Consider the following 18,947-nt stretch of genomic DNA (forward strand, 5'->3'; position numbering starts at 1 on the left):
TTGTTAACACAGTTGTAAGATGAGGTTAATCCCTTGAGTGACATGGCGAAAAACCTAATTCTCTGGTTAGTCATCGCGGTAGTGTTGATGTCTGTATTCCAGAGCTTTGGGCCCAGCGAGTCGAATGGCCGTAGGGTGGATTACTCTACCTTCATGTCCGAACTGACCCAGGACCAGGTTCGCGAAGCGCGAATCAACGGACGTGAAATTAACGTTACCAAGAAAGACAGTAACAAATACACGACCTACATCCCTGTCAACGATCCTAAGTTGCTGGATACGTTGTTAACGAAGAATGTGAAAGTGGTCGGCGAGCCGCCTGAAGAGCCGAGCCTGCTGGCTTCTATCTTTATCTCCTGGTTCCCGATGCTGTTGCTGATCGGGGTCTGGATCTTCTTTATGCGGCAAATGCAGGGCGGCGGCGGCAAGGGCGCGATGTCCTTCGGCAAGAGCAAGGCCCGCATGCTGACGGAAGACCAGATCAAGACCACTTTCGCCGATGTCGCCGGTTGTGACGAAGCGAAAGAAGAGGTGAGCGAACTGGTGGAATACCTGCGCGAGCCGAGCCGTTTCCAGAAATTGGGCGGCAAGATCCCGAAAGGCGTGCTGATGGTTGGCCCGCCGGGGACCGGTAAAACGCTGCTGGCGAAAGCGATCGCCGGCGAAGCGAAGGTGCCGTTCTTCACCATTTCCGGTTCTGACTTCGTCGAAATGTTCGTCGGTGTGGGTGCATCCCGCGTGCGCGACATGTTCGAACAAGCGAAGAAAGCCGCGCCGTGCATCATCTTCATCGATGAAATCGACGCCGTCGGCCGCCAGCGTGGCGCCGGCCTGGGTGGCGGTCACGATGAGCGCGAGCAGACTCTGAACCAGATGCTGGTTGAGATGGACGGTTTCGAAGGCAACGAAGGCATCATCGTCATCGCGGCCACCAACCGTCCTGACGTGCTTGACCCTGCGCTGCTGCGTCCGGGCCGCTTCGACCGTCAGGTCGTGGTCGGGCTGCCGGATGTGCGTGGCCGTGAGCAGATCCTGAAGGTGCACATGCGCCGCGTGCCGTTGGCTGCCGACATCGACGCCTCCGTCATTGCGCGCGGAACGCCGGGCTTCTCCGGTGCCGACCTGGCTAACCTGGTCAACGAAGCGGCGCTGTTCGCTGCCCGCGGCAACAAGCGCGTGGTGTCGATGGTGGAGTTCGAGAAAGCCAAAGACAAGATCATGATGGGTGCGGAACGTCGCTCCATGGTGATGACCGAAGCGCAGAAAGAGTCGACCGCGTATCACGAAGCGGGCCACGCCATCATTGGCCGCCTGGTTCCTGAACACGATCCGGTACACAAGGTGACGATCATTCCTCGTGGCCGTGCGCTCGGCGTGACCTTCTTCCTGCCGGAAGGGGATGCGATCAGCGCCAGCCGTCAGAAGCTGGAGAGCCAAATCTCCACTCTGTATGGCGGCCGTCTGGCGGAAGAGATCATCTACGGGCCGGAAAAAGTCTCTACCGGTGCGTCGAACGACATCAAAGTGGCGACCTCCATCGCCCGCAACATGGTGACCCAATGGGGCTTCTCCGAGAAGCTGGGGCCGCTGCTGTATGCGGAAGAAGAGGGCGAAGTGTTCCTGGGCCGTTCCGTGGCCAAGGCGAAGCACATGTCGGATGAAACCGCGCGCATCATCGACCAGGAAGTGAAGTCGTTGATCGAGCGTAACTACACGCGTGCTCGCTCGCTGTTGATGGAAAACATGGACATCCTGCACTCGATGAAGGATGCGCTGATGAAGTACGAAACCATCGATGCGCCGCAGATCGACGATCTGATGAACCGCAAAGACGTGCGTCCGCCGGCGGGTTGGGACGATGCGAACAAAGGCAACAGTTCCGACAACGGCGGCACCCCGAAAGCCCCGACGCCGGTAGATGAGCCGCGCACCCCAACGCCGGGCAACACCATGTCCGAACAGCTCGACAAGTAACAGCGGCTGTGTAATAACATCAAACCCCGGTACGCCGGGGTTTTTTTTTGCCCGGCGGGCAGTGAACCAGGCAACAGTAAGGTGGACCAACCATGCAGTTAACCGTGCGCGACATGACGCTCAACCTCTCCCATCCGCAGGTGATGGGTATCCTCAACGTGACGCCGGATTCGTTTTCCGACGGCGGCCGCCACAACACGCTGAACCAGGCGCTGCTGCACGCGCATGCGCTGATTTCGGCCGGTGCCACGATGATCGACATCGGCGGTGAATCGACCCGGCCGGGGGCGGCGGAGGTGAGTGAAGAGGAAGAGTTGGAACGGGTCGTGCCGGTGGTGGAAGCGCTGGCGCAGCGTTTTGAAGTCTTTATCTCGGTCGATACCTCGAAAGCGGGCGTGATCCGCGAATCGGCACACGCCGGCGCACACCTGATCAACGACATTCGCTCGCTGCAGGAGCCAGGTGCTCTTGCGGCGGCGGCGGAAAGCGGCCTGCCGGTTTGCCTGATGCACATGCAAGGGCAGCCACGCACCATGCAGCAGGCACCGCACTACGACGATCTGATCGCCGACGTTCAGGCGTTTTTCGAGCACCATATTCGGCGCTGCAACGAGGCGGGGATAACAAATCAGAAATTGCTGCTCGACCCAGGCTTCGGTTTCGGTAAAAATTTGGCGCACAACTATCAGCTTCTGGCACGGTTGTCGGAGTTTCATCATTTCGGTTTGCCGCTGCTGGTCGGCATGTCGCGCAAATCGATGATAGGACAACTGCTGAACGTACCGCCGGATCAACGGGTTATCGGCAGCGTGGCCTGCGCGGTAATTGCGGCGATGCAGGGCGCGCAGATTGTCAGAGTGCATGACGTTAAAGAAACCGTCGAGGCGATGCGTGTCGTCGAGGCAACACTTTCAGCTAAGGGACAGTAGAGACATGAGCGAGCGCAAATATTTTGGCACCGACGGCATCCGTGGCAAGGTCGGGGACAGCCCCATCACGCCGGACTTCGTGCTGAAGCTGGGCTGGGCGGCGGGTAAAGTGCTGGCGCGTCACGGTTCGCGCAAAATCATCATCGGTAAGGACACGCGCATCTCCGGCTATATGCTGGAGTCCGCGCTGGAGGCCGGCCTGGCGGCCGCAGGATTGTCCGCCTCCTTCACCGGGCCGATGCCCACCCCGGCGGTGGCTTATCTGACGCGCACCTTCCGCGCCGAAGCCGGCATCGTCATCTCCGCGTCGCATAACCCGTTTTATGACAACGGCATCAAGTTCTTCTCGATCGACGGCGCCAAGCTGCCGGACAACGTCGAAGAAGCGATCGAAGCCGAGATGGAAAAGCCGCTGACCTGCGTGGAGTCCGCCGAGCTGGGTAAAGCCAGCCGCATCATCGACGCCGCCGGCCGCTACATCGAATTTTGCAAAGGCACCTTCCCGAGCGAGCTGAGCCTGAAGGGGCTGAAAATCGTGGTTGACTGCGCCAACGGGGCGACTTACCACATCGCGCCGAGCGTGCTGCGCGAGCTGGGCGCCACGGTGATCGCCATCGGCGTTGAGCCGGACGGCATGAACATCAACGAAAAATGCGGCGCTACCGACGTGCGTCAGCTGCAGGAGCGCGTACTCAAGGAAAAAGCGCACGTGGGCCTGGCGTTCGACGGCGACGGCGATCGCGTGATGATGGTGGACCATCTGGGCAACAAGGTGGACGGCGATCAGATCCTGTACATCATCGCCCGTGAAGGCCTGCGTCAGGGCCAGCTGCGCGGCGGCGCAGTCGGCACCCTGATGAGCAATATGGGACTGGAGCTGGCGCTGAAACAGCTGGGCATTCCGTTCGCTCGCGCCAAAGTGGGCGACCGTTACGTGCTGGAGAAGCTGCAGGAGCTGGGCTGGCGCATCGGTGCGGAAAACTCCGGCCATGTGATCCTGCTGGACAAAACCACCACCGGCGACGGTATCGTGGCCGGGCTGCAGGTGCTGACCGCCATGGTGCGCAACCACATGAGCCTGCATGACCTGTGCAGCGGCATGAAGCTGCTGCCGCAGATCCTGGTCAACGTGCGCTTCGCCGGCGATCACAACCCGCTGGAGTCCGACGCGGTGCGTAAAGTCACCGAGCAGGTGGAAGCCGAACTGGCCGGCCGCGGCCGGGTACTGCTGCGCAAATCGGGCACCGAACCGCTGATCCGCGTGATGGTGGAAGGCGAGGACGAACAGCAGGTGACCGCGCTGGCGCATCGCATCGCCGACGCGGTGAAATCCGCTGGTTAAAACAGACAGTTAGCCGCCGGGCTCGGCAAAGCTGAGCCCGGAGAGGCGATTGTTGGCGTTTTTTTCCGCAAACGCGCCGGCGGCTGCAAATTGCCCTTGCGCGGGTTGGCGGCTTTGGTTAGTATTCACACCCGCTTCAGTAGGCAGTTTATAAAAACGCCTGCTTGATGAGTGTGAAGCATTTGGCATGCGGTGAGGCCGCAAGGATACGGGTACTACTATGTACGAAGCTCTTCTGGTAATTTTCCTGCTGATCTCAATCGGGCTGGTCGCTCTGATTATGCTGCAGCAAGGTAAAGGCGCTGATATGGGAGCCTCTTTCGGAGCAGGTGCATCAGGCACGTTGTTCGGTTCGAGTGGTTCCGGTAACTTTATGACCCGCATGACTGCTGTGCTGGCGACGCTGTTCTTCGTCATCAGCCTGATTCTGGGCAACCTCAGCAGCAACCAAAGCAAGAAAGGCAGCGAGTGGGAAAACCTGGGTCAGCCAGTGAAAACTGAGCAGACAACCGCGCCGGCAGCACCTGCCAAGCCGAGCAGTGATATCCCGCAGTAAGCCGCAACAAAGTTTGAAAACGGTGGTTGTGAACTCGAAAGAACAACGGCCGTTAGCAGTAAGAATCAGTACCGAGGTGGTGGAATTGGTAGACACGCTACCTTGAGGTGGTAGTGCCCTAACGGGCTTGTGGGTTCGAGTCCCATCCTCGGTACCAAATCCCAGAGATAACTTGCAATTTTGCGATTATCGGCGTAGTATTTGCCACGTTTTCGGACGCGGGGTGGAGCAGCCTGGTAGCTCGTCGGGCTCATAACCCGAAGGTCGTCGGTTCAAATCCGGCCCCCGCAACCACTTTCCTTTAAGTGTTTATTTTCAAATACACTTTTCGATTGAAACCCGCTTTTCTCGATCAACATTTGAAAATGACACTTGCTCGAAAGTTGTACCGAGGCCGCCTAGCGGCAAACAGGGTCCAGTTGCATAAAGCCCCGATTTTTCGGGGTTTTTTGTTATTTGGCAACAGAATCACTGGGCTATTTAGCCCTTTTTTTATGTCTTGGGGGTGGGCTTGTCCACATTAGAGCAACAGTTAACAGAGATGCTTTCGGCACCGGTAGAAGCGTTGGGCTTTGAGCTTGTAGGCATCGAATTCATTCGTGCGCGCCAATCGACGCTCCGCATCTATATTGATAGTGATAACGGCATCAATGTTGATGATTGCGCTGATGTCAGCCACCAGGTCAGCGCTGTATTGGACGTCGAAGATCCAATCACGGTCGCTTACAACTTGGAAGTCTCCTCTCCTGGCCTTGATCGCCCGATGTTCACCGCTGAGCACTATACGCGTTTCCTCGGTGAAGAAGTCAGCCTGGTCCTGCGCATGGCGGTACAAAACCGTCGCAAGTGGCAGGGTATTATCAAGTCTGTCGAAGGCGAGATGATCACGGTTACTGTGGAAGGGAAAGATGAAGTGTTCGCGCTGAGCAACATCCAGAAAGCGAACCTGGTACCCCACTTTTAAAGTTTGGAAGAGGCAACTAGGATGAACAAAGAGATTCTGGCTGTTGTTGAAGCAGTTTCCAATGAAAAATCCCTTCCGCGCGAGAAGATTTTCGAAGCGCTGGAAACTGCATTAGCCACCGCAACCAAGAAAAAATACGAGCAGGAAATCGACGTGCGCGTCAGCATTGACCGCAGAACCGGCGATTTTGATACCTTCCGCCGTTGGGTCGCCGTAGATGAAGTGACTCAGCCAACGCGTGAAATCACGCTGGAAGCCGCTCAGTTTGAAGACCCGAGCATCGAGCTCGGCGGCTACGTCGAAGATCAGATCGAGTCCGTGACCTTCGACCGTATCACCACCCAAACCGCCAAGCAGGTTATCGTGCAGAAAGTGCGCGAAGCCGAGCGTGCGATGGTGGTTGACGCTTTCCGTGAACACGAAGGTGAGATCGTCACCGGCGTGGTGAAGAAAGTGAACCGTGACAGCATCGCGCTGGATCTGGGCAACAACGCCGAAGCGGTGATTGGCCGTGAAGACATGCTGCCGCGCGAAAACTTCCGTCCGGGCGACCGCATTCGCGGCGTACTGTACGCCGTGCGTCCTGAAGCTCGCGGCGCGCAGCTGTTCGTCAGCCGTTCCAGCTCGGAAATGCTGAAAGAACTGTTCCGCATCGAAGTGCCGGAAATCGGCGAAGAAGTGATCGAAATTAAAGCGGCAGCCCGCGATCCTGGCTCCCGCGCGAAAATTGCAGTGAAAACCAACGACAAGCGCATCGACCCGGTCGGCGCCTGCGTAGGTATGCGCGGTGCGCGCGTTCAGGCCGTGTCGAGCGAGCTCGGCGGCGAACGCATCGACATCATCCTGTGGGATGATAACCCAGCGCAATTCGTCATCAACGCCATGGCGCCGGCCGACGTCGCGTCGATCGTGGTAGACGAAGATAACTGCACCATGGATATCGCCGTTGAAGCCAGCAACCTGGCGCAGGCGATCGGCCGTAACGGCCAAAACGTGCGTTTGGCTTCCCAGCTGCTGAAACAACACCGCGGCGACGATCGTTGGGAACTGAACGTGATGACGGCGGACGACCTGCAGGCCAAGCACCAGGCCGAGGCTCATGCCGCTATTGATACCTTCACCAAGTATCTTGATATCGACGAAGATTTCGCCACCGTACTGGTTGAAGAAGGCTTCTCCACGCTGGAAGAGCTGGCCTACGTGCCGATCAAAGAGCTGTTGGAAATCGACGGTCTGGATGAAGATACGGTTGAAGCATTGCGCGAACGCGCCAAAGCTGCATTGACCACGCTGGCCCTGGCACAAGAAGAAAGCCTGGGCGACAACAAACCGGCCGACGATTTGCTCAACCTGCCGGGTCTTGAGCGCAGCATGGCCTTTAAACTGGCCGCGCGTGGGGTTTGTACGCTGGAAGATCTTGCCGAGCAGGGTGTTGACGATCTGGCTGATATTGAAGGGCTTAGCGACGAGCAAGCCGGTGAGCTGATCATGGCTGCACGCAATATCTGTTGGTTTGGCGACAACGCGTAATAACTGTAGCAGGAAGGAACAGCATGACGACAGATGTAACCGTAAAATCGCTGGCAGCAGAGATTCAGACTCCGGTTGATCGCCTGGTACAGCAGTTTGCTGATGCAGGGATCAACAAGTCCGAGTCGGACTCTGTTACCCAGCAAGAAAAAGAAACATTGCTGGCGCACCTGAACCGTGAACACGGCAGCGCGCCGGGTAAACTCACTTTGCAGCGCAAAACGCGCAGCACCTTGAATATCCCGAGCACCGGCGGTAAAAGTAAATCGGTGCAAATTGAGGTCCGCAAGAAACGCACTTATGTAAATCGCGATACGCAGGAAGCCCAGTTGGCTGAAGCGGCAGAGCAGGCACAGCGTGAAGCGGAAGAGCAGGCACGGCGCGAAGCGGAAGAGCTCGCAAAACGCGAAGCGGAAGCGAAGCGCGCTGCCGAAGAGCAAGCCAAACGTGAGGCCGCGGAGATTGCTAAGCGTAATTCAGCGGAAAAAGAAAAAGTGACCAATCAACATACCGACGAAATGACCAAGCCAGCTCAGGCGGAAAAAGCACGCCGTGAAGCCGAAGCCGCTGAACTGAAACGCAAAGCGGAAGAGGAAGTGCGCCGCAAGGTTGAAGAGGAAGCCAAGCGCGTGGCGGAAGAAGCCCGTCGCATGGCCGAAGAGAACGGCGAGAAGTGGGCCCAGGCAGACGCGGCAAGCGCCGCGGTTGAAAGCGCCGACTATCACGTGACCACCTCTCAGCACGCCCGTGCCGCAGAAGACGAGAACGACGCCAAAGTTGAAGGCGATCGTCGCAGCCGCACCCGCGGCGGCAAAGCCACCAAGCAGAAGAAAGGCAACAAGCTGTCCGAGTCCAAAGCGGACCGCGAAGAAGCGCGTGCCGTTACCCGTGGCGGTAAAGGCAAACGCAAGCCTAGCGCTCTGCAGCAGGGCTTCAACAAGCCGGCGCAGGTGGTTAACCGTGACGTGGTGATCGGCGAAACCATCACCGTGGCCGAGCTGGCCAACAAGATGGCGGTAAAAGGTTCTCAGGTCATCAAAGTGATGATGAAGCTGGGCGCCATGGCCACCATCAACCAGGTTATCGACCAGGAAACCGCACAGCTGGTTGCCGAAGAGATGGGCCACAAAGTTATCCTGCGTCGTGAAAACGAGCTGGAAGAAGCGCTGATGAGCGACCGTGATACGGGCGCTGCGGCCGAGCCGCGCGCGCCGGTCGTGACCATCATGGGCCACGTTGACCACGGTAAAACCTCTCTGCTGGACTACATCCGCTCCACCAAAGTGGCGGCGGGCGAAGCCGGCGGCATCACCCAGCACATCGGTGCCTACCACGTAGAAACCGAGAACGGCATGATCACCTTCCTGGATACCCCGGGCCACGCCGCGTTTACCTCGATGCGTGCTCGCGGTGCTCAGGCGACTGACATCGTGGTTCTGGTAGTGGCGGCCGACGACGGCGTGATGCCACAGACCATCGAAGCTATCCAGCACGCGAAAGCGGCGCAGGTGCCGTTGGTGGTTGCGGTGAACAAAATCGACAAGCCGGAAGCCGATCCGGACCGCGTTAAGCAGGAACTGTCTCAGTACGGCGTTATGCCGGAAGAGTGGGGCGGCGAAGCGCAGTTCGTCCACGTGTCCGCGAAAGCCGGTACCGGTATCGACGAGCTGCTGCAGGCTATCCTGCTGCAGGCCGAAGTACTGGAGCTGAAAGCGGTTCGCAGCGGCATGGCGAGCGGCGTGGTGATCGAGTCCTTCCTGGATAAAGGCCGTGGCCCTGTGGCTACCGTGCTGGTTCAGGAAGGTACGCTGAACAAGGGCGACATCGTCCTGTGCGGCTTCGAATACGGCCGTGTGCGTGCGATGCGTGACGAGCTGGGCCGTGAAGTGACCTCTGCCGGTCCGTCTATCCCTGTGGAAATCCTGGGTCTGTCCAGCGTGCCTGCAGCGGGTGATGAAGCGACCGTGGTGCGTGACGAGAAGAAAGCGCGTGAAGTGGCGCTGTACCGTCAGGGCAAGTTCCGCGAAGTCAAACTGGCGCGTCAGCAGAAGTCCAAGCTGGAAAACATGTTCGCCAACATGACCGACGGCGAAGTGTCCGAGCTGAACATTGTACTGAAGTCCGACGTACAGGGTTCTTGCGAAGCGATCAGCGACTCGCTGCTGAAACTCTCCACCGACGAAGTGAAGGTGAAGATTGTCGGCTCCGGCGTAGGTGGTATCACCGAAACCGACGCGACGCTGGCTGCGGCTTCCAACGCCATCATCCTGGGCTTCAACGTGCGTGCCGACGCTTCTGCGCGCCGCGTAATCGAAGCGGAAAGCCTGGATCTGCGTTACTACTCCGTGATCTATAACCTGATCGACGAAGTGAAGCAGGCGATGAGCGGTATGCTGGCGCCGGAATACAAGCAGCAGATCATCGGCCTGGCCGAAGTGCGCGACGTGTTCAAATCGCCTAAGTTCGGCGCTATCGCCGGCTGTATGGTTACCGAAGGGACCATCAAGCGTCACAACCCAATCCGCGTACTGCGCGACAACGTGGTTATCTATGAAGGCGAGCTGGAATCCCTGCGCCGCTTCAAAGATGACGTTAACGAAGTCCGTAACGGTATGGAATGTGGTATCGGCGTTAAGAACTATAACGACGTGCGCGTCGGCGACATGATCGAAGTGTTCGAAATCATTGAGATCCAACGCACCATCGCTTAACGATTGCACATCTGCTTATATCTGTTTACGGGGGGCCTTTGTGCCCCCCGATTTGTCTGGAGAATCCAAAATGGCAAAAGAATTCAGCCGCGGTCAACGCGTGGCGCAAGAGATGCAGAAAGAGATTGCGATCATTCTGCAGCGTGAAGTGAAAGATCCGCGCGTCGGCATGGCGACCGTTTCCGGCGTGGAAGTGTCCCGCGACCTGGCGTATGCCAAGGTTTACGTCACCTTCCTGAACGTGCTGACCGAGAACCACGATCCGGATCTGGTCACCAACGGCATTAAAGCGTTGCAGGACGCTTCCGGCTACATCCGCACCCTGCTGGGCAAAGCGATGCGCCTGCGCGTGGTGCCGGAGTTGACCTTCGCCTACGACAACTCCCTGGTGGAAGGCATGCGCATGTCCAACCTGGTGACCAACGTGGTGAAGAACGACGCCGAGCGCCGTTCCGCCTCAGGCGATGACAAGGAGGATTAATGAGTCGCCCTCGTCGCCGCGGCCGTGATATCCACGGCGTGCTGTTGCTGGACAAGCCGCAAGGCTTGTCATCCAACGATGCGCTGCAAAAAGTAAAACGCCTGTACAACGCCAACCGGGCGGGCCATACCGGCGCACTCGATCCGTTGGCGACCGGCATGCTGCCTATCTGCCTGGGCGAAGCGACCAAGTTTTCGCAATACCTGCTCGACTCCGACAAGCGTTATCGGGTGATCGCCAAGCTGGGGCAGCGTACCGATACCTCCGACGCCGACGGCCAGATCGTGCAGGAGCGTCCGGTGAACTTCACCCAGGCGCAGCTCGACGCGGCGCTGGACACCTTCCGCGGCGACATCCAGCAGGTGCCGTCGATGTATTCGGCGCTGAAATACCAGGGCAAGAAACTCTACGAGTATGCGCGCCAGGGGATTGAAGTGCCGCGCGAAGCGCGCAGCATCACGGTGTACGAACTGCAGTTTATCCGCTGGGAAGGGGATGAGCTGGAGCTGGAGATCCACTGCTCGAAAGGCACCTACATCCGCACCATCACCGACGATCTCGGCGAGCTGCTGGGCTGCGGCGCGCACGTGATCTATCTGCGCCGCCTGCAGGTGGCGACTTATCCGATCGCGCGCATGGTGACGCTGGAACAGCTGAACGCTTTGCTGGCGCAGGCGCAGGAACAAGACATCGCGCCCGGCGAACTGCTCGATCCGCTGCTGATGCCGATGGACAGCCCGGTTGAGAACTATCCGGAAGTGAATTTGCTGCCGGTGGTGGCGGGCTACGTCAAGCAGGGGCAACCGGTGCAAGTGGCCGGCGCGCCGGCTTCCGGCCTGGTGCGGATCACCGAGGGTGAAGAGCGAAAATTCATCGGCGTTGGTGACATCGCCGAGGACGGTCGCGTGGCGCCGCGCCGCTTGGTGGTCGAGCATTTCGACTGACGGCGGGGCACTGCGTCGCCTTGCGATCGCACTGCGCTAAGAGTAGAATGGCGCAGCTTATGCATTGGGTTGCTGAATTAGAGATCGGCGCCTGTTTTTATTATCTATAATCTGGAGTATTACAATGTCTCTAAGTGTTGAAGCTAAAGCTCAAATCGTAGCTGATTTCGGTCGTGGTACTAACGACAGCGGTTCTACCGAAGTTCAGGTTGCCCTGCTGACTGCGCAGATCAACCATCTGCAAGGCCACTTCTCCGAGCACAAAAAAGATCACCACAGCCGTCGTGGTCTGCTGCGTATGGTTTCTCAGCGTCGTAAGCTGCTGGACTACCTGAAGCGTAAAGATGTAGCACGTTACACCAGCCTGATCGAGCGTCTGGGTCTGCGTCGCTAATCTAGCAAGTTTCAGTGGAAAGGGGCCTATTTTGGCCCCTTTCTTCTAGGAAGCATAAGCAAATCAGGTTAATGTATTACTGATGTTTCCAAACAGGTTCTTCCGTTACAGAGGTTCGCGCGGCTAATGAGAGGCTTTATCTCCCGTCTGAGATAAGGATTGTCATTAGTCGCGAGGATGTAGTGAGAAGGCAAATCGAGTCACAGGCGTGTCGAGTCGTCAATGCGATTGCGCGCCGCTAATCAAGGATATAATTTTGCTGACACCGATCATTCGCAAATTCCAGTATGGCCAGCATACCGTCACCATCGAAACCGGTATGATGGCTCGTCAGGCCACTGCCGCCGTTATGGTGAGCATGGATGACACCGCCGTCTTCGTTACCGTCGTTGGCCAGAAAAAAGCCAAGCCGGGCCAGAGCTTCTTCCCGCTGACCGTTAACTACCAAGAGCGTACCTACGCCGCCGGCCGTATCCCGGGTAGCTTCTTCCGTCGCGAAGGCCGTCCGAGCGAAGGCGAGACGCTGACTTCCCGTCTGATTGACCGTCCGATCCGCCCACTGTTCCCGGACAGCTTCCTGAACGAAGTTCAGGTGATCGCGACCGTGGTTTCCGTTAACCCGCAGGTGAACCCGGACATCGTCGCGATGATCGGTGCTTCCGCGGCCCTGAGCCTGTCCGGTATTCCGTTCAACGGCCCAATCGGCGCAGCGCGCGTAGGTTACATCAACGACCAGTACGTACTGAACCCAACGACTGACGAACTGAAAGAAAGCCGTCTGGATCTGGTGGTTGCCGGTACTGCGGGTGCGGTGCTGATGGTTGAATCCGAAGCGGACGTGCTGAGCGAAGACCAGATGCTGGGCGCCGTGGTGTTCGGTCACGACCAACAGCAAGTGGTTATCGAAAACATCAACGCGCTGGTTGCCGAAGCCGGCAAGCCGAAGTGGGATTGGCAGGCGCCTGCGGTCAACGAAGCGCTGCACGCGCGCGTGGCCGAACTGGCCGAAGCTCGCCTGGGCGACGCTTACCACATCACCGAAAAACAAGAGCGCTACGCTCAGGTTGACGCGATCAAAGACAGCGTCGTTGAAACCCTGCTGGCGCAGGACGAGACTCTGGATGCCTCTGAAATTCAAGACATCCTGGGCAACGTCGAGAAAAACGTGGTGCGCAGCCGCGTACTGCGTGGCGAGCCGCGTATCGACGGCCGTGAAAAAGATATGATCCGTGGCCTGGACGTGCGCACCGGCGTACTGCCGCGCACCCACGGTTCCGCGCTGTTCACCCGTGGCGAAACTCAGGCGCTGGTTACCGCGACCCTGGGCACCGCGCGCGACGCACAGAACCTGGACGAGCTGATGGGCGAAAAGACCGACAGCTTCCTGTTCCACTACAACTTCCCTCCGTACTCCGTGGGCGAAACCGGCATGGTCGGCTCACCTAAGCGTCGTGAAATCGGTCACGGTCGCCTGGCGAAACGCGGCGTATTGGCTATGATGCCTAAACCGGAAGATTTCCCGTACACCGTTCGCGTGGTGTCTGAAATCACCGAATCCAACGGTTCTTCTTCCATGGCTTCCGTGTGCGGCGCGTCTCTGGCGCTGATGGACGCCGGCGTGCCAATCAAGGCTGCCGTTGCGGGTATCGCGATGGGCCTGGTGAAAGAAGCCGATAACTTTGTGGTTCTGTCCGACATTCTGGGTGACGAAGATCACCTCGGCGACATGGACTTCAAAGTGGCCGGTAGCCGCGACGGTATCACCGCGCTGCAGATGGACATCAAAATCGAAGGCATCACCCGCGAAATCATGCAGGTGGCTCTGAACCAGGCCAAGGGCGCGCGTCTGCACATCCTGGGCGTGATGGAACAGGCTATCAGCACCCCGCGCGGCGATATCTCCGAATTCGCACCGCGTATTCATACTATCCGCATCAACCCGGATAAAATCAAAGACGTGATCGGTAAGGGCGGTTCCGTTATCCGCGCACTGACCGAAGAGACTGGCACTACCATCGAAATCGAAGATGATGGTACAGTTAAAATCGCTGCGACCGACGGTGAGAAGGCGAAATTCGCTATCCGTCGTATCGAAGAGATCACGGCAGAGATCGAAGTGGGCCGTATCTATCAGGGTAAAGTGACCCGTATCGTTGATTTCGGCGCGTTCGTCGCTATCGGCGGTGGTAAAGAAGGTCTGGTACACATTTCTCAGATCGCCGACAAGCGCGTCGAGAAAGTGACCGACTATCTGCAGATGGGTCAGGAAGTGCCGGTTAAGGTGCTGGAAGTTGACCGTCAGGGCCGCGTGCGTCTGAGCATCAAAGAAGCGATGGCGCCGGAAGCGGGTTCACCTGCGCCTGAAGCAGAATAACTGTATAGATAGTTTTACAGCTCCCCACCATGGGGTTGGGAGCTGTTCGTATCGCGCGGGTAGGATGCCCGCGTTTTAGCAAACGGAGGACAGGACGTTCATCCAATGTTTGTCTTCGGGAGTGGGAAATGAAGCCTTTCTTGCGCTGGTGTTACGTTGCGACAGCACTCATGCTGGCAGGATGCAGCAACCATGATTGGCGTAAAGACGAAGTTTTGGCAATCCCGTTGCAGCCAACGTTGCAGCAGGAAGTGATCCTGGCGCGCATGGAACAAATTCTTGCCAGCCGGGCACTGACGGACGACGAACGCGCACAGCTTTTATATGAGCGCGGTGTGCTGTATGATAGCCTCGGGTTACGTGCATTAGCGCGCAATGATTTCTCGCAGGCGCTGGCGATACGTCCCGACATGCCGGAAGTTTTCAACTACCTGGGCATTTACTTAACGCAGGCAGGCAATTTTGATGCTGCCTATGAAGCGTTTGATTCTGTACTAGAGCTTGATCCAACTTACAATTACGCGCGTTTAAACCGGGGCATCGCACTGTATTATGGCGGCCGCTTCCCGTTGGCGCAGGATGATCTGCAGGCGTTTTATCAAGACGACCCAAACGATCCCTTCCGTTCGTTATGGCTGTATCTGGTGGAGCGAGAAATCGATCCCAAGAAGGCCGAGGTAGCGCTTCAGCAGCGCTATGACAAAGCGGACAGAGGGCAATGGGGATGGAATATTGTCGAATTCTACCTGGGCAAGATCAGCGAAAAAACGCTGATGGAACGCCTCAAGGCAGATGCAACGGATAACACTTCGCTCGCTGAGCATCTCAGTGAAACTGACTTCTATTTGGGTAAACACTACCTGAGTCTGGGGGACAAGGACACCGCTTCGGCGCTGTTCAAACTGACGGTGTCTAACAACGTTCACAACTTCGTTGAGCACCGCTATGCATTGTTGGAATTGGCGCTTTTGGGCCAAGAGCAAGACGACCTATCGGAATCGGACCAGCAATAGCTGACGAACACCTATCAGCCTGATGGACATTGGTTTTTAACCAAAGTTATCGCCTTCACGGGCGAGGGCTTTTTTGTTCGTTTTATAATCTAATTTGAGCCGGTTCACACTTTTCAATGAAAATGACTGAAAATTTTCTCGACGAGTTATGTAGACTGGCTGCCATTATTAATGAGGCACGTGTACATGACGACTGAGTTTGAAACCTCTTTTGCTGATCTGGGGCTGTCTGCTCCAATCATTTCCGCCCTGAACGATCTGGGCTATGAAAAACCATCTCCGATCCAGGCTGAGTGTATTCCTCACCTGTTGAACGGCCGCGACGTGCTGGGCATGGCACAGACCGGTAGTGGTAAAACTGCAGCATTCTCGCTGCCGCTGCTGCACAACCTGCAGGCAGACCTGAAAGCACCTCAGATCCTGGTGCTGGCACCGACCCGCGAACTGGCGGTTCAGGTTGCTGAAGCGATGACCGATTTCTCCAAACACATGAACGGCGTCAACGTGGTAGCCCTGTACGGCGGCCAGCGTTACGACGTGCAGCTGCGCGCTCTGCGCCAGGGCCCGCAAATCGTTGTGGGTACCCCAGGCCGCCTGCTGGACCACCTGAAGCGCGGCACCCTGAACCTCTCTAACCTGAGCGGTCTGGTGCTGGATGAAGCCGACGAAATGCTGCGCATGGGCTTTATCGAAGACGTAGAAACCATCATGGCTGAGATCCCGGCTGAACATCAGACCGCGCTGTTCTCCGCCACCATGCCGGAAGCGATCCGTCGCATCACCCGCCGCTTCATGAAAGAGCCGCAGGAAGTGCGCATCCAGTCCAGCGTGACCACCCGTCCGGACATCAGCCAGAGCTACTGGTCGGTCTACGGCATGCGTAAAAACGAAGCGCTGGTGCGTTTCCTGGAAGCCGAAGACTTTGACGCGGCGATCATCTTCGTGCGCACCAAGAACGCGACCCTGGAAGTGGCCGAAGCGCTGGAGCGCAGCGGTTACAGCAGCGCCGCGCTGAACGGCGACATGAACCAGGCGCTGCGTGAGCAGACCCTGGAGCGTCTGAAAGACGGTCGTCTGGATATCCTGATCGCGACCGACGTTGCGGCCCGTGGCCTGGACGTTGAGCGCATCAGCCTGGTTGTCAACTATGACATCCCGATGGACTCCGAGTCTTACGTTCACCGTATCGGCCGTACCGGTCGTGCGGGCCGCGCCGGCCGCGCGCTGCTGTTCGTGGAAAACCGCGAACGCCGCCTGCTGCGCAACATTGAACGCACCATGAAGCTGACCATCCCGGAAGTGGAACTGCCGAACGCAGAACTGCTGGGCGAGCGTCGTCTGGCCAAGTTCGCCGCAAAAGTTCAGCAGCAGCTGGAAAGCAGCGATCTGGATCTGTACCGCGCACTGCTGACCAAACTGCAGCCGGAAGAAGAGCTGGATATGGAAACCCTGGCCGCAGCGCTGCTGAAAATGGCACAGGGCGAACGTCCGCTGATCCTGCCACCGGATCCGGTCTTCAAGCCGCGTCAGCGCCGCGAGTTCAACGACCGTGACGATCGTCGCGGTGACCGTCGCGACAGCCGCGATAGCCGTGACGGCGACCGTCCGCGTCGCGAACGTCGTGACGTTGGCGAAATGCAGCTGTACCGCATCGAAGTGGGCCGTGACGATGGCGTAGAAGTCCGTCACATCGTTGGCGCTATCGCTAACGAAGGCGACATCAGCAGCCGTTACATCGGTAACATCAAGCTGTTTGCTTCCCACTCCACCATCGAGCTGCCAAAAGGCATGCCGGGCGAGATCCTGAATCACTTCACTCGCACCCGCATTCTGAACAAGCCGATGAACATGCAGCTGCTGGGCGATGCACAGCCGTTCGAACGTCGCGAGCGTCGTGACGGTGGCAACGGTGGCGAGCGTCGTGGTAACGGTCGTCCGTTCAACGGCGAACGTCGCGAAGGCGGCCCACGTCGTTCCTTCGGCGAACGTCGTGAAGGCGGCAACGGCGGCGAGCGTCGTGGCGGTAACTACAACCGTGACGGCAAACCGGCGCCACGCCGTGATGACGGCGCACCGGCAGCACCACGTCGTCGTTTCGGCGACGCGTAATCGCTGATTCACCGTTCGCGGTGAAGCGCTCTGAAAAACCAGCCTGCGGGCTGGTTTTTTTATGCCTGAAAGTTGCCGTCAAACGTCCCTGAATGGCGTATCATTCATAAGGTTTTTTCTTACGGATGATATGCACGGGAGATGCCATGAGTTGGCAGCAGTTCAAATCTCAATACCTGGTGCGCTTTTGGGCGCCGCTGCCGGCGGTGGTCGCCGCCGGGATCCTTTCTACCTACTACTTCGGCATGACCGGCACCTTCTGGGCGGTGACCGGCGAGTTCACCCGCTGGGGCGGCCATGTGCTGCAGTGGTTCGGCCTGCACCCCGAGCAGTGGGGCTATTTCAAGGTTATCGGCCTGCAGGGCACGCCGCTGGAGCGCATCGACGGGCGCATGATCATCGGCATGTTCGCCGGCTGCATCGCCGCCGCGCTGTGGGCCAACAACATCAAACTGCGCCAGCCGCAGCACCGCATTCGCATCGTGCAGGCGCTGCTGGGCGGCATTATCGCCGGCTTCGGCGCGCGCCTGGCGATGGGTTGCAACCTGGCGGCGTTTTTCACCGGTATTCCGCAGTTCTCGCTGCACGCCTGGTTCTTCGCGCTGGCGACCGCCGCGGGTTCGTACTTCGGCGCCAAATTCACGCTGCTGCCGATGTTCCGCATCCCGGTCAAATTGCAAAAGGTGAAGGCCGCCGCGCCGTTGACGCAGAAGCCTGAGCAGGCGCGCCGCCGCTTCCGGCTGGGCATGGCGGTCTTCGGCCTGGCGGTGGCCTGGTCGCTGTGGACGCTGTTCGATGCGCCGAAACTCGGCATCGCCATGCTGTTCGGCATCGGCTTCGGTCTGCTGATCGAACGCGCGCAGATCTGCTTCACCTCGGCGTTCCGCGATCTGTGGATCACCGGCCGCACCCACATGGCGAAAGCCATCATCATCGGCATGGCGGTGAGCGCTATCGGCATCTTCAGCTACGTGCAGCTCGGCGTGGCGCCGAAAATCATGTGGGCCGGCCCGAATGCGGTGCTGGGCGGCTTGCTGTTCGGCTTCGGCATCGTGCTGGCCGGCGGTTGCGAGACCGGCTGGATGTACCGCGCGGTGGAAGGGCAGGTGCACTACTGGTGGGTGGGGCTGGGCAACATCATCGGCGCTACGCTGCTGGCCTATTACTGGGACGATCTGGCGCCGGCGCTGGCGACCGACTACGACAAGATCAACCTGCTCGACACCTTCGGCCCGATCGGCGGCCTGCTGGTGACCTACCTGCTGCTGGCGCTGGCCTTCGCCGCCATGCTGTGGTGGGAGAAACGCTTTTTCCGCGCCCGGCCTGAGGCGCAGGTGGTGAATTTGAGGAGCATGCCATGAAAGAGACGACGATAGTGCCGGACTACCGGCTGGACATGCTGGGTGAGCCTTGCCCGTACCCGGCGGTGGCGACGCTGGAGGCGATGCCGCAGCTGAAGCCAGGGGAAATCCTGGAGGTGATCAGCGATTGCCCGCAGTCGATCAACAACATCCCGCTCGATGCGCGCAACCACGGTTACAAGGTGCTGGATATCCAGCAGGACGGGCCGACCATCCGCTATTTGATCCAGCGTTAACGCCGAGGCGGTGGGGTTCCCCACCGCCT

General features: G+C 58.5%; 16 protein-coding genes and 2 tRNA genes. All 18 read left to right on the forward strand.

Features of this window, described 5'->3' with window-relative positions; all coding sequences use genetic code 11:
• Positions 1–42 precede the first annotated feature (42 nt).
• Positions 43–1,974: an ATP-dependent zinc metalloprotease FtsH gene (gene ftsH / locus EKL15_RS19395; protein WP_004933529.1), complete on the forward strand. Its 1,932-nt coding sequence runs from the start codon at positions 43–45 to the stop codon at positions 1,972–1,974.
• A 92-nt stretch (positions 1,975–2,066) separates the two neighbouring features.
• On the forward strand, positions 2,067–2,903 hold the full coding sequence (folP, locus tag EKL15_RS19400; protein ID WP_084826937.1) for a dihydropteroate synthase: 837 nt from the start codon (positions 2,067–2,069) through the stop codon (positions 2,901–2,903).
• 4 nt (positions 2,904–2,907) lie between these two features.
• The gene (gene glmM / locus EKL15_RS19405; protein WP_038879137.1) at positions 2,908–4,245 is read left to right on the forward strand and encodes a phosphoglucosamine mutase; all 1,338 of its coding nucleotides are present in this window, start codon (positions 2,908–2,910) and stop codon (positions 4,243–4,245) included.
• A 220-nt stretch (positions 4,246–4,465) separates the two neighbouring features.
• Positions 4,466–4,801, forward strand: a complete 336-nt coding sequence (gene secG, locus EKL15_RS19410; RefSeq protein ID WP_004933519.1) for a preprotein translocase subunit SecG — start codon at positions 4,466–4,468, stop codon at positions 4,799–4,801.
• Between the two features lie 70 nt (positions 4,802–4,871).
• Positions 4,872–4,958 (forward strand) — tRNA-Leu (locus tag EKL15_RS19415).
• 60 nt (positions 4,959–5,018) lie between these two features.
• Positions 5,019–5,095, forward strand: a tRNA-Met gene (locus EKL15_RS19420).
• A gap of 217 nt (positions 5,096–5,312) precedes the next feature.
• Entirely contained in the window at positions 5,313–5,765 is a 453-nt protein-coding gene (gene rimP, locus EKL15_RS19425) for a ribosome maturation factor RimP (protein ID WP_028127574.1), read from the forward strand.
• 21 nt (positions 5,766–5,786) lie between these two features.
• Positions 5,787–7,295 (forward strand): transcription termination factor NusA, encoded by a 1,509-nt coding sequence (gene nusA, locus EKL15_RS19430; RefSeq protein WP_019453340.1) that lies wholly within the window; start codon positions 5,787–5,789, stop codon positions 7,293–7,295.
• Positions 7,296–7,318: 23 nt separating this feature from the next.
• Positions 7,319–10,006 (forward strand): translation initiation factor IF-2, encoded by a 2,688-nt coding sequence (infB, locus tag EKL15_RS19435; protein ID WP_004933511.1) that lies wholly within the window; start codon positions 7,319–7,321, stop codon positions 10,004–10,006.
• A 70-nt stretch (positions 10,007–10,076) separates the two neighbouring features.
• Positions 10,077–10,487 (forward strand): 30S ribosome-binding factor RbfA, encoded by a 411-nt coding sequence (rbfA, locus tag EKL15_RS19440; protein WP_004933508.1) that lies wholly within the window; start codon positions 10,077–10,079, stop codon positions 10,485–10,487.
• On the forward strand, positions 10,487–11,431 hold the full coding sequence (gene truB, locus EKL15_RS19445; protein WP_060421943.1) for a tRNA pseudouridine(55) synthase TruB: 945 nt from the start codon (positions 10,487–10,489) through the stop codon (positions 11,429–11,431). Before rbfA ends, truB begins: the two co-directional genes overlap by 1 nt.
• 124 nt (positions 11,432–11,555) lie before the next feature.
• Positions 11,556–11,825, forward strand: a complete 270-nt coding sequence (rpsO, locus tag EKL15_RS19450; RefSeq protein WP_004933502.1) for a 30S ribosomal protein S15 — start codon at positions 11,556–11,558, stop codon at positions 11,823–11,825.
• A gap of 256 nt (positions 11,826–12,081) precedes the next feature.
• A complete protein-coding gene (pnp, locus tag EKL15_RS19455) occupies positions 12,082–14,199 on the forward strand; it encodes a polyribonucleotide nucleotidyltransferase (protein WP_047729246.1) in 2,118 nt (705 codons plus the stop codon).
• Between the two features lie 128 nt (positions 14,200–14,327).
• Complete coding sequence (nlpI, locus tag EKL15_RS19460) at positions 14,328–15,212, forward strand: lipoprotein NlpI (protein WP_004933495.1); 885 nt, start codon at positions 14,328–14,330, stop codon at positions 15,210–15,212.
• A gap of 122 nt (positions 15,213–15,334) precedes the next feature.
• Positions 15,335–15,409, forward strand: coding sequence for a protein YrbN (gene yrbN / locus EKL15_RS24835; protein ID WP_223182019.1), 75 nt, complete (start codon positions 15,335–15,337; stop codon positions 15,407–15,409).
• Positions 15,399–17,321, forward strand: a complete 1,923-nt coding sequence (locus EKL15_RS19470; RefSeq protein ID WP_033641661.1) for a DEAD/DEAH family ATP-dependent RNA helicase — start codon at positions 15,399–15,401, stop codon at positions 17,319–17,321. Before yrbN ends, EKL15_RS19470 begins: the two co-directional genes overlap by 11 nt.
• A 146-nt stretch (positions 17,322–17,467) precedes the next feature.
• The gene (yedE, locus tag EKL15_RS19475) at positions 17,468–18,682 is read left to right on the forward strand and encodes a selenium metabolism membrane protein YedE/FdhT (RefSeq protein WP_126179787.1); all 1,215 of its coding nucleotides are present in this window, start codon (positions 17,468–17,470) and stop codon (positions 18,680–18,682) included.
• Complete coding sequence (gene yedF, locus EKL15_RS19480; RefSeq protein WP_004933486.1) at positions 18,679–18,918, forward strand: sulfurtransferase-like selenium metabolism protein YedF; 240 nt, start codon at positions 18,679–18,681, stop codon at positions 18,916–18,918. The genes yedE and yedF overlap by 4 nt, the downstream gene beginning before the upstream one ends.
• The last annotated feature ends 29 nt before the right edge of the window (positions 18,919–18,947 follow it).

The organism is Serratia sp. 4542, assembly GCF_016805595.1.
Lineage (GTDB): Bacteria > Pseudomonadota > Gammaproteobacteria > Enterobacterales > Enterobacteriaceae > Serratia > Serratia nevei.

Excerpts from the sequence above, each read along its gene's own strand:
- ftsH (WP_004933529.1), top strand. The coding sequence starts at position 43 with ATGGCGAAAAACCTAATTCTCTGGTTAGTCATCGCGGTAGTGTTGATG.
- folP (WP_084826937.1), top strand. The coding sequence starts at position 2,067 with ATGCAGTTAACCGTGCGCGACATGACGCTCAACCTCTCCCATCCGCAG.
- glmM (WP_038879137.1), top strand. The coding sequence starts at position 2,908 with ATGAGCGAGCGCAAATATTTTGGCACCGACGGCATCCGTGGCAAGGTC.
- secG (WP_004933519.1), top strand. The coding sequence starts at position 4,466 with ATGTACGAAGCTCTTCTGGTAATTTTCCTGCTGATCTCAATCGGGCTG.
- nusA (WP_019453340.1), top strand. The coding sequence starts at position 5,787 with ATGAACAAAGAGATTCTGGCTGTTGTTGAAGCAGTTTCCAATGAAAAA.
- infB (WP_004933511.1), top strand. The coding sequence starts at position 7,319 with ATGACGACAGATGTAACCGTAAAATCGCTGGCAGCAGAGATTCAGACT.
- rbfA (WP_004933508.1), top strand. The coding sequence starts at position 10,077 with ATGGCAAAAGAATTCAGCCGCGGTCAACGCGTGGCGCAAGAGATGCAG.
- truB (WP_060421943.1), top strand. The coding sequence starts at position 10,487 with ATGAGTCGCCCTCGTCGCCGCGGCCGTGATATCCACGGCGTGCTGTTG.
- rpsO (WP_004933502.1), top strand. The coding sequence starts at position 11,556 with ATGTCTCTAAGTGTTGAAGCTAAAGCTCAAATCGTAGCTGATTTCGGT.
- nlpI (WP_004933495.1), top strand. The coding sequence starts at position 14,328 with ATGAAGCCTTTCTTGCGCTGGTGTTACGTTGCGACAGCACTCATGCTG.
- EKL15_RS19470 (WP_033641661.1), top strand. The coding sequence starts at position 15,399 with ATGACGACTGAGTTTGAAACCTCTTTTGCTGATCTGGGGCTGTCTGCT.
- yedE (WP_126179787.1), top strand. The coding sequence starts at position 17,468 with ATGAGTTGGCAGCAGTTCAAATCTCAATACCTGGTGCGCTTTTGGGCG.
- yedF (WP_004933486.1), top strand. The coding sequence starts at position 18,679 with ATGAAAGAGACGACGATAGTGCCGGACTACCGGCTGGACATGCTGGGT.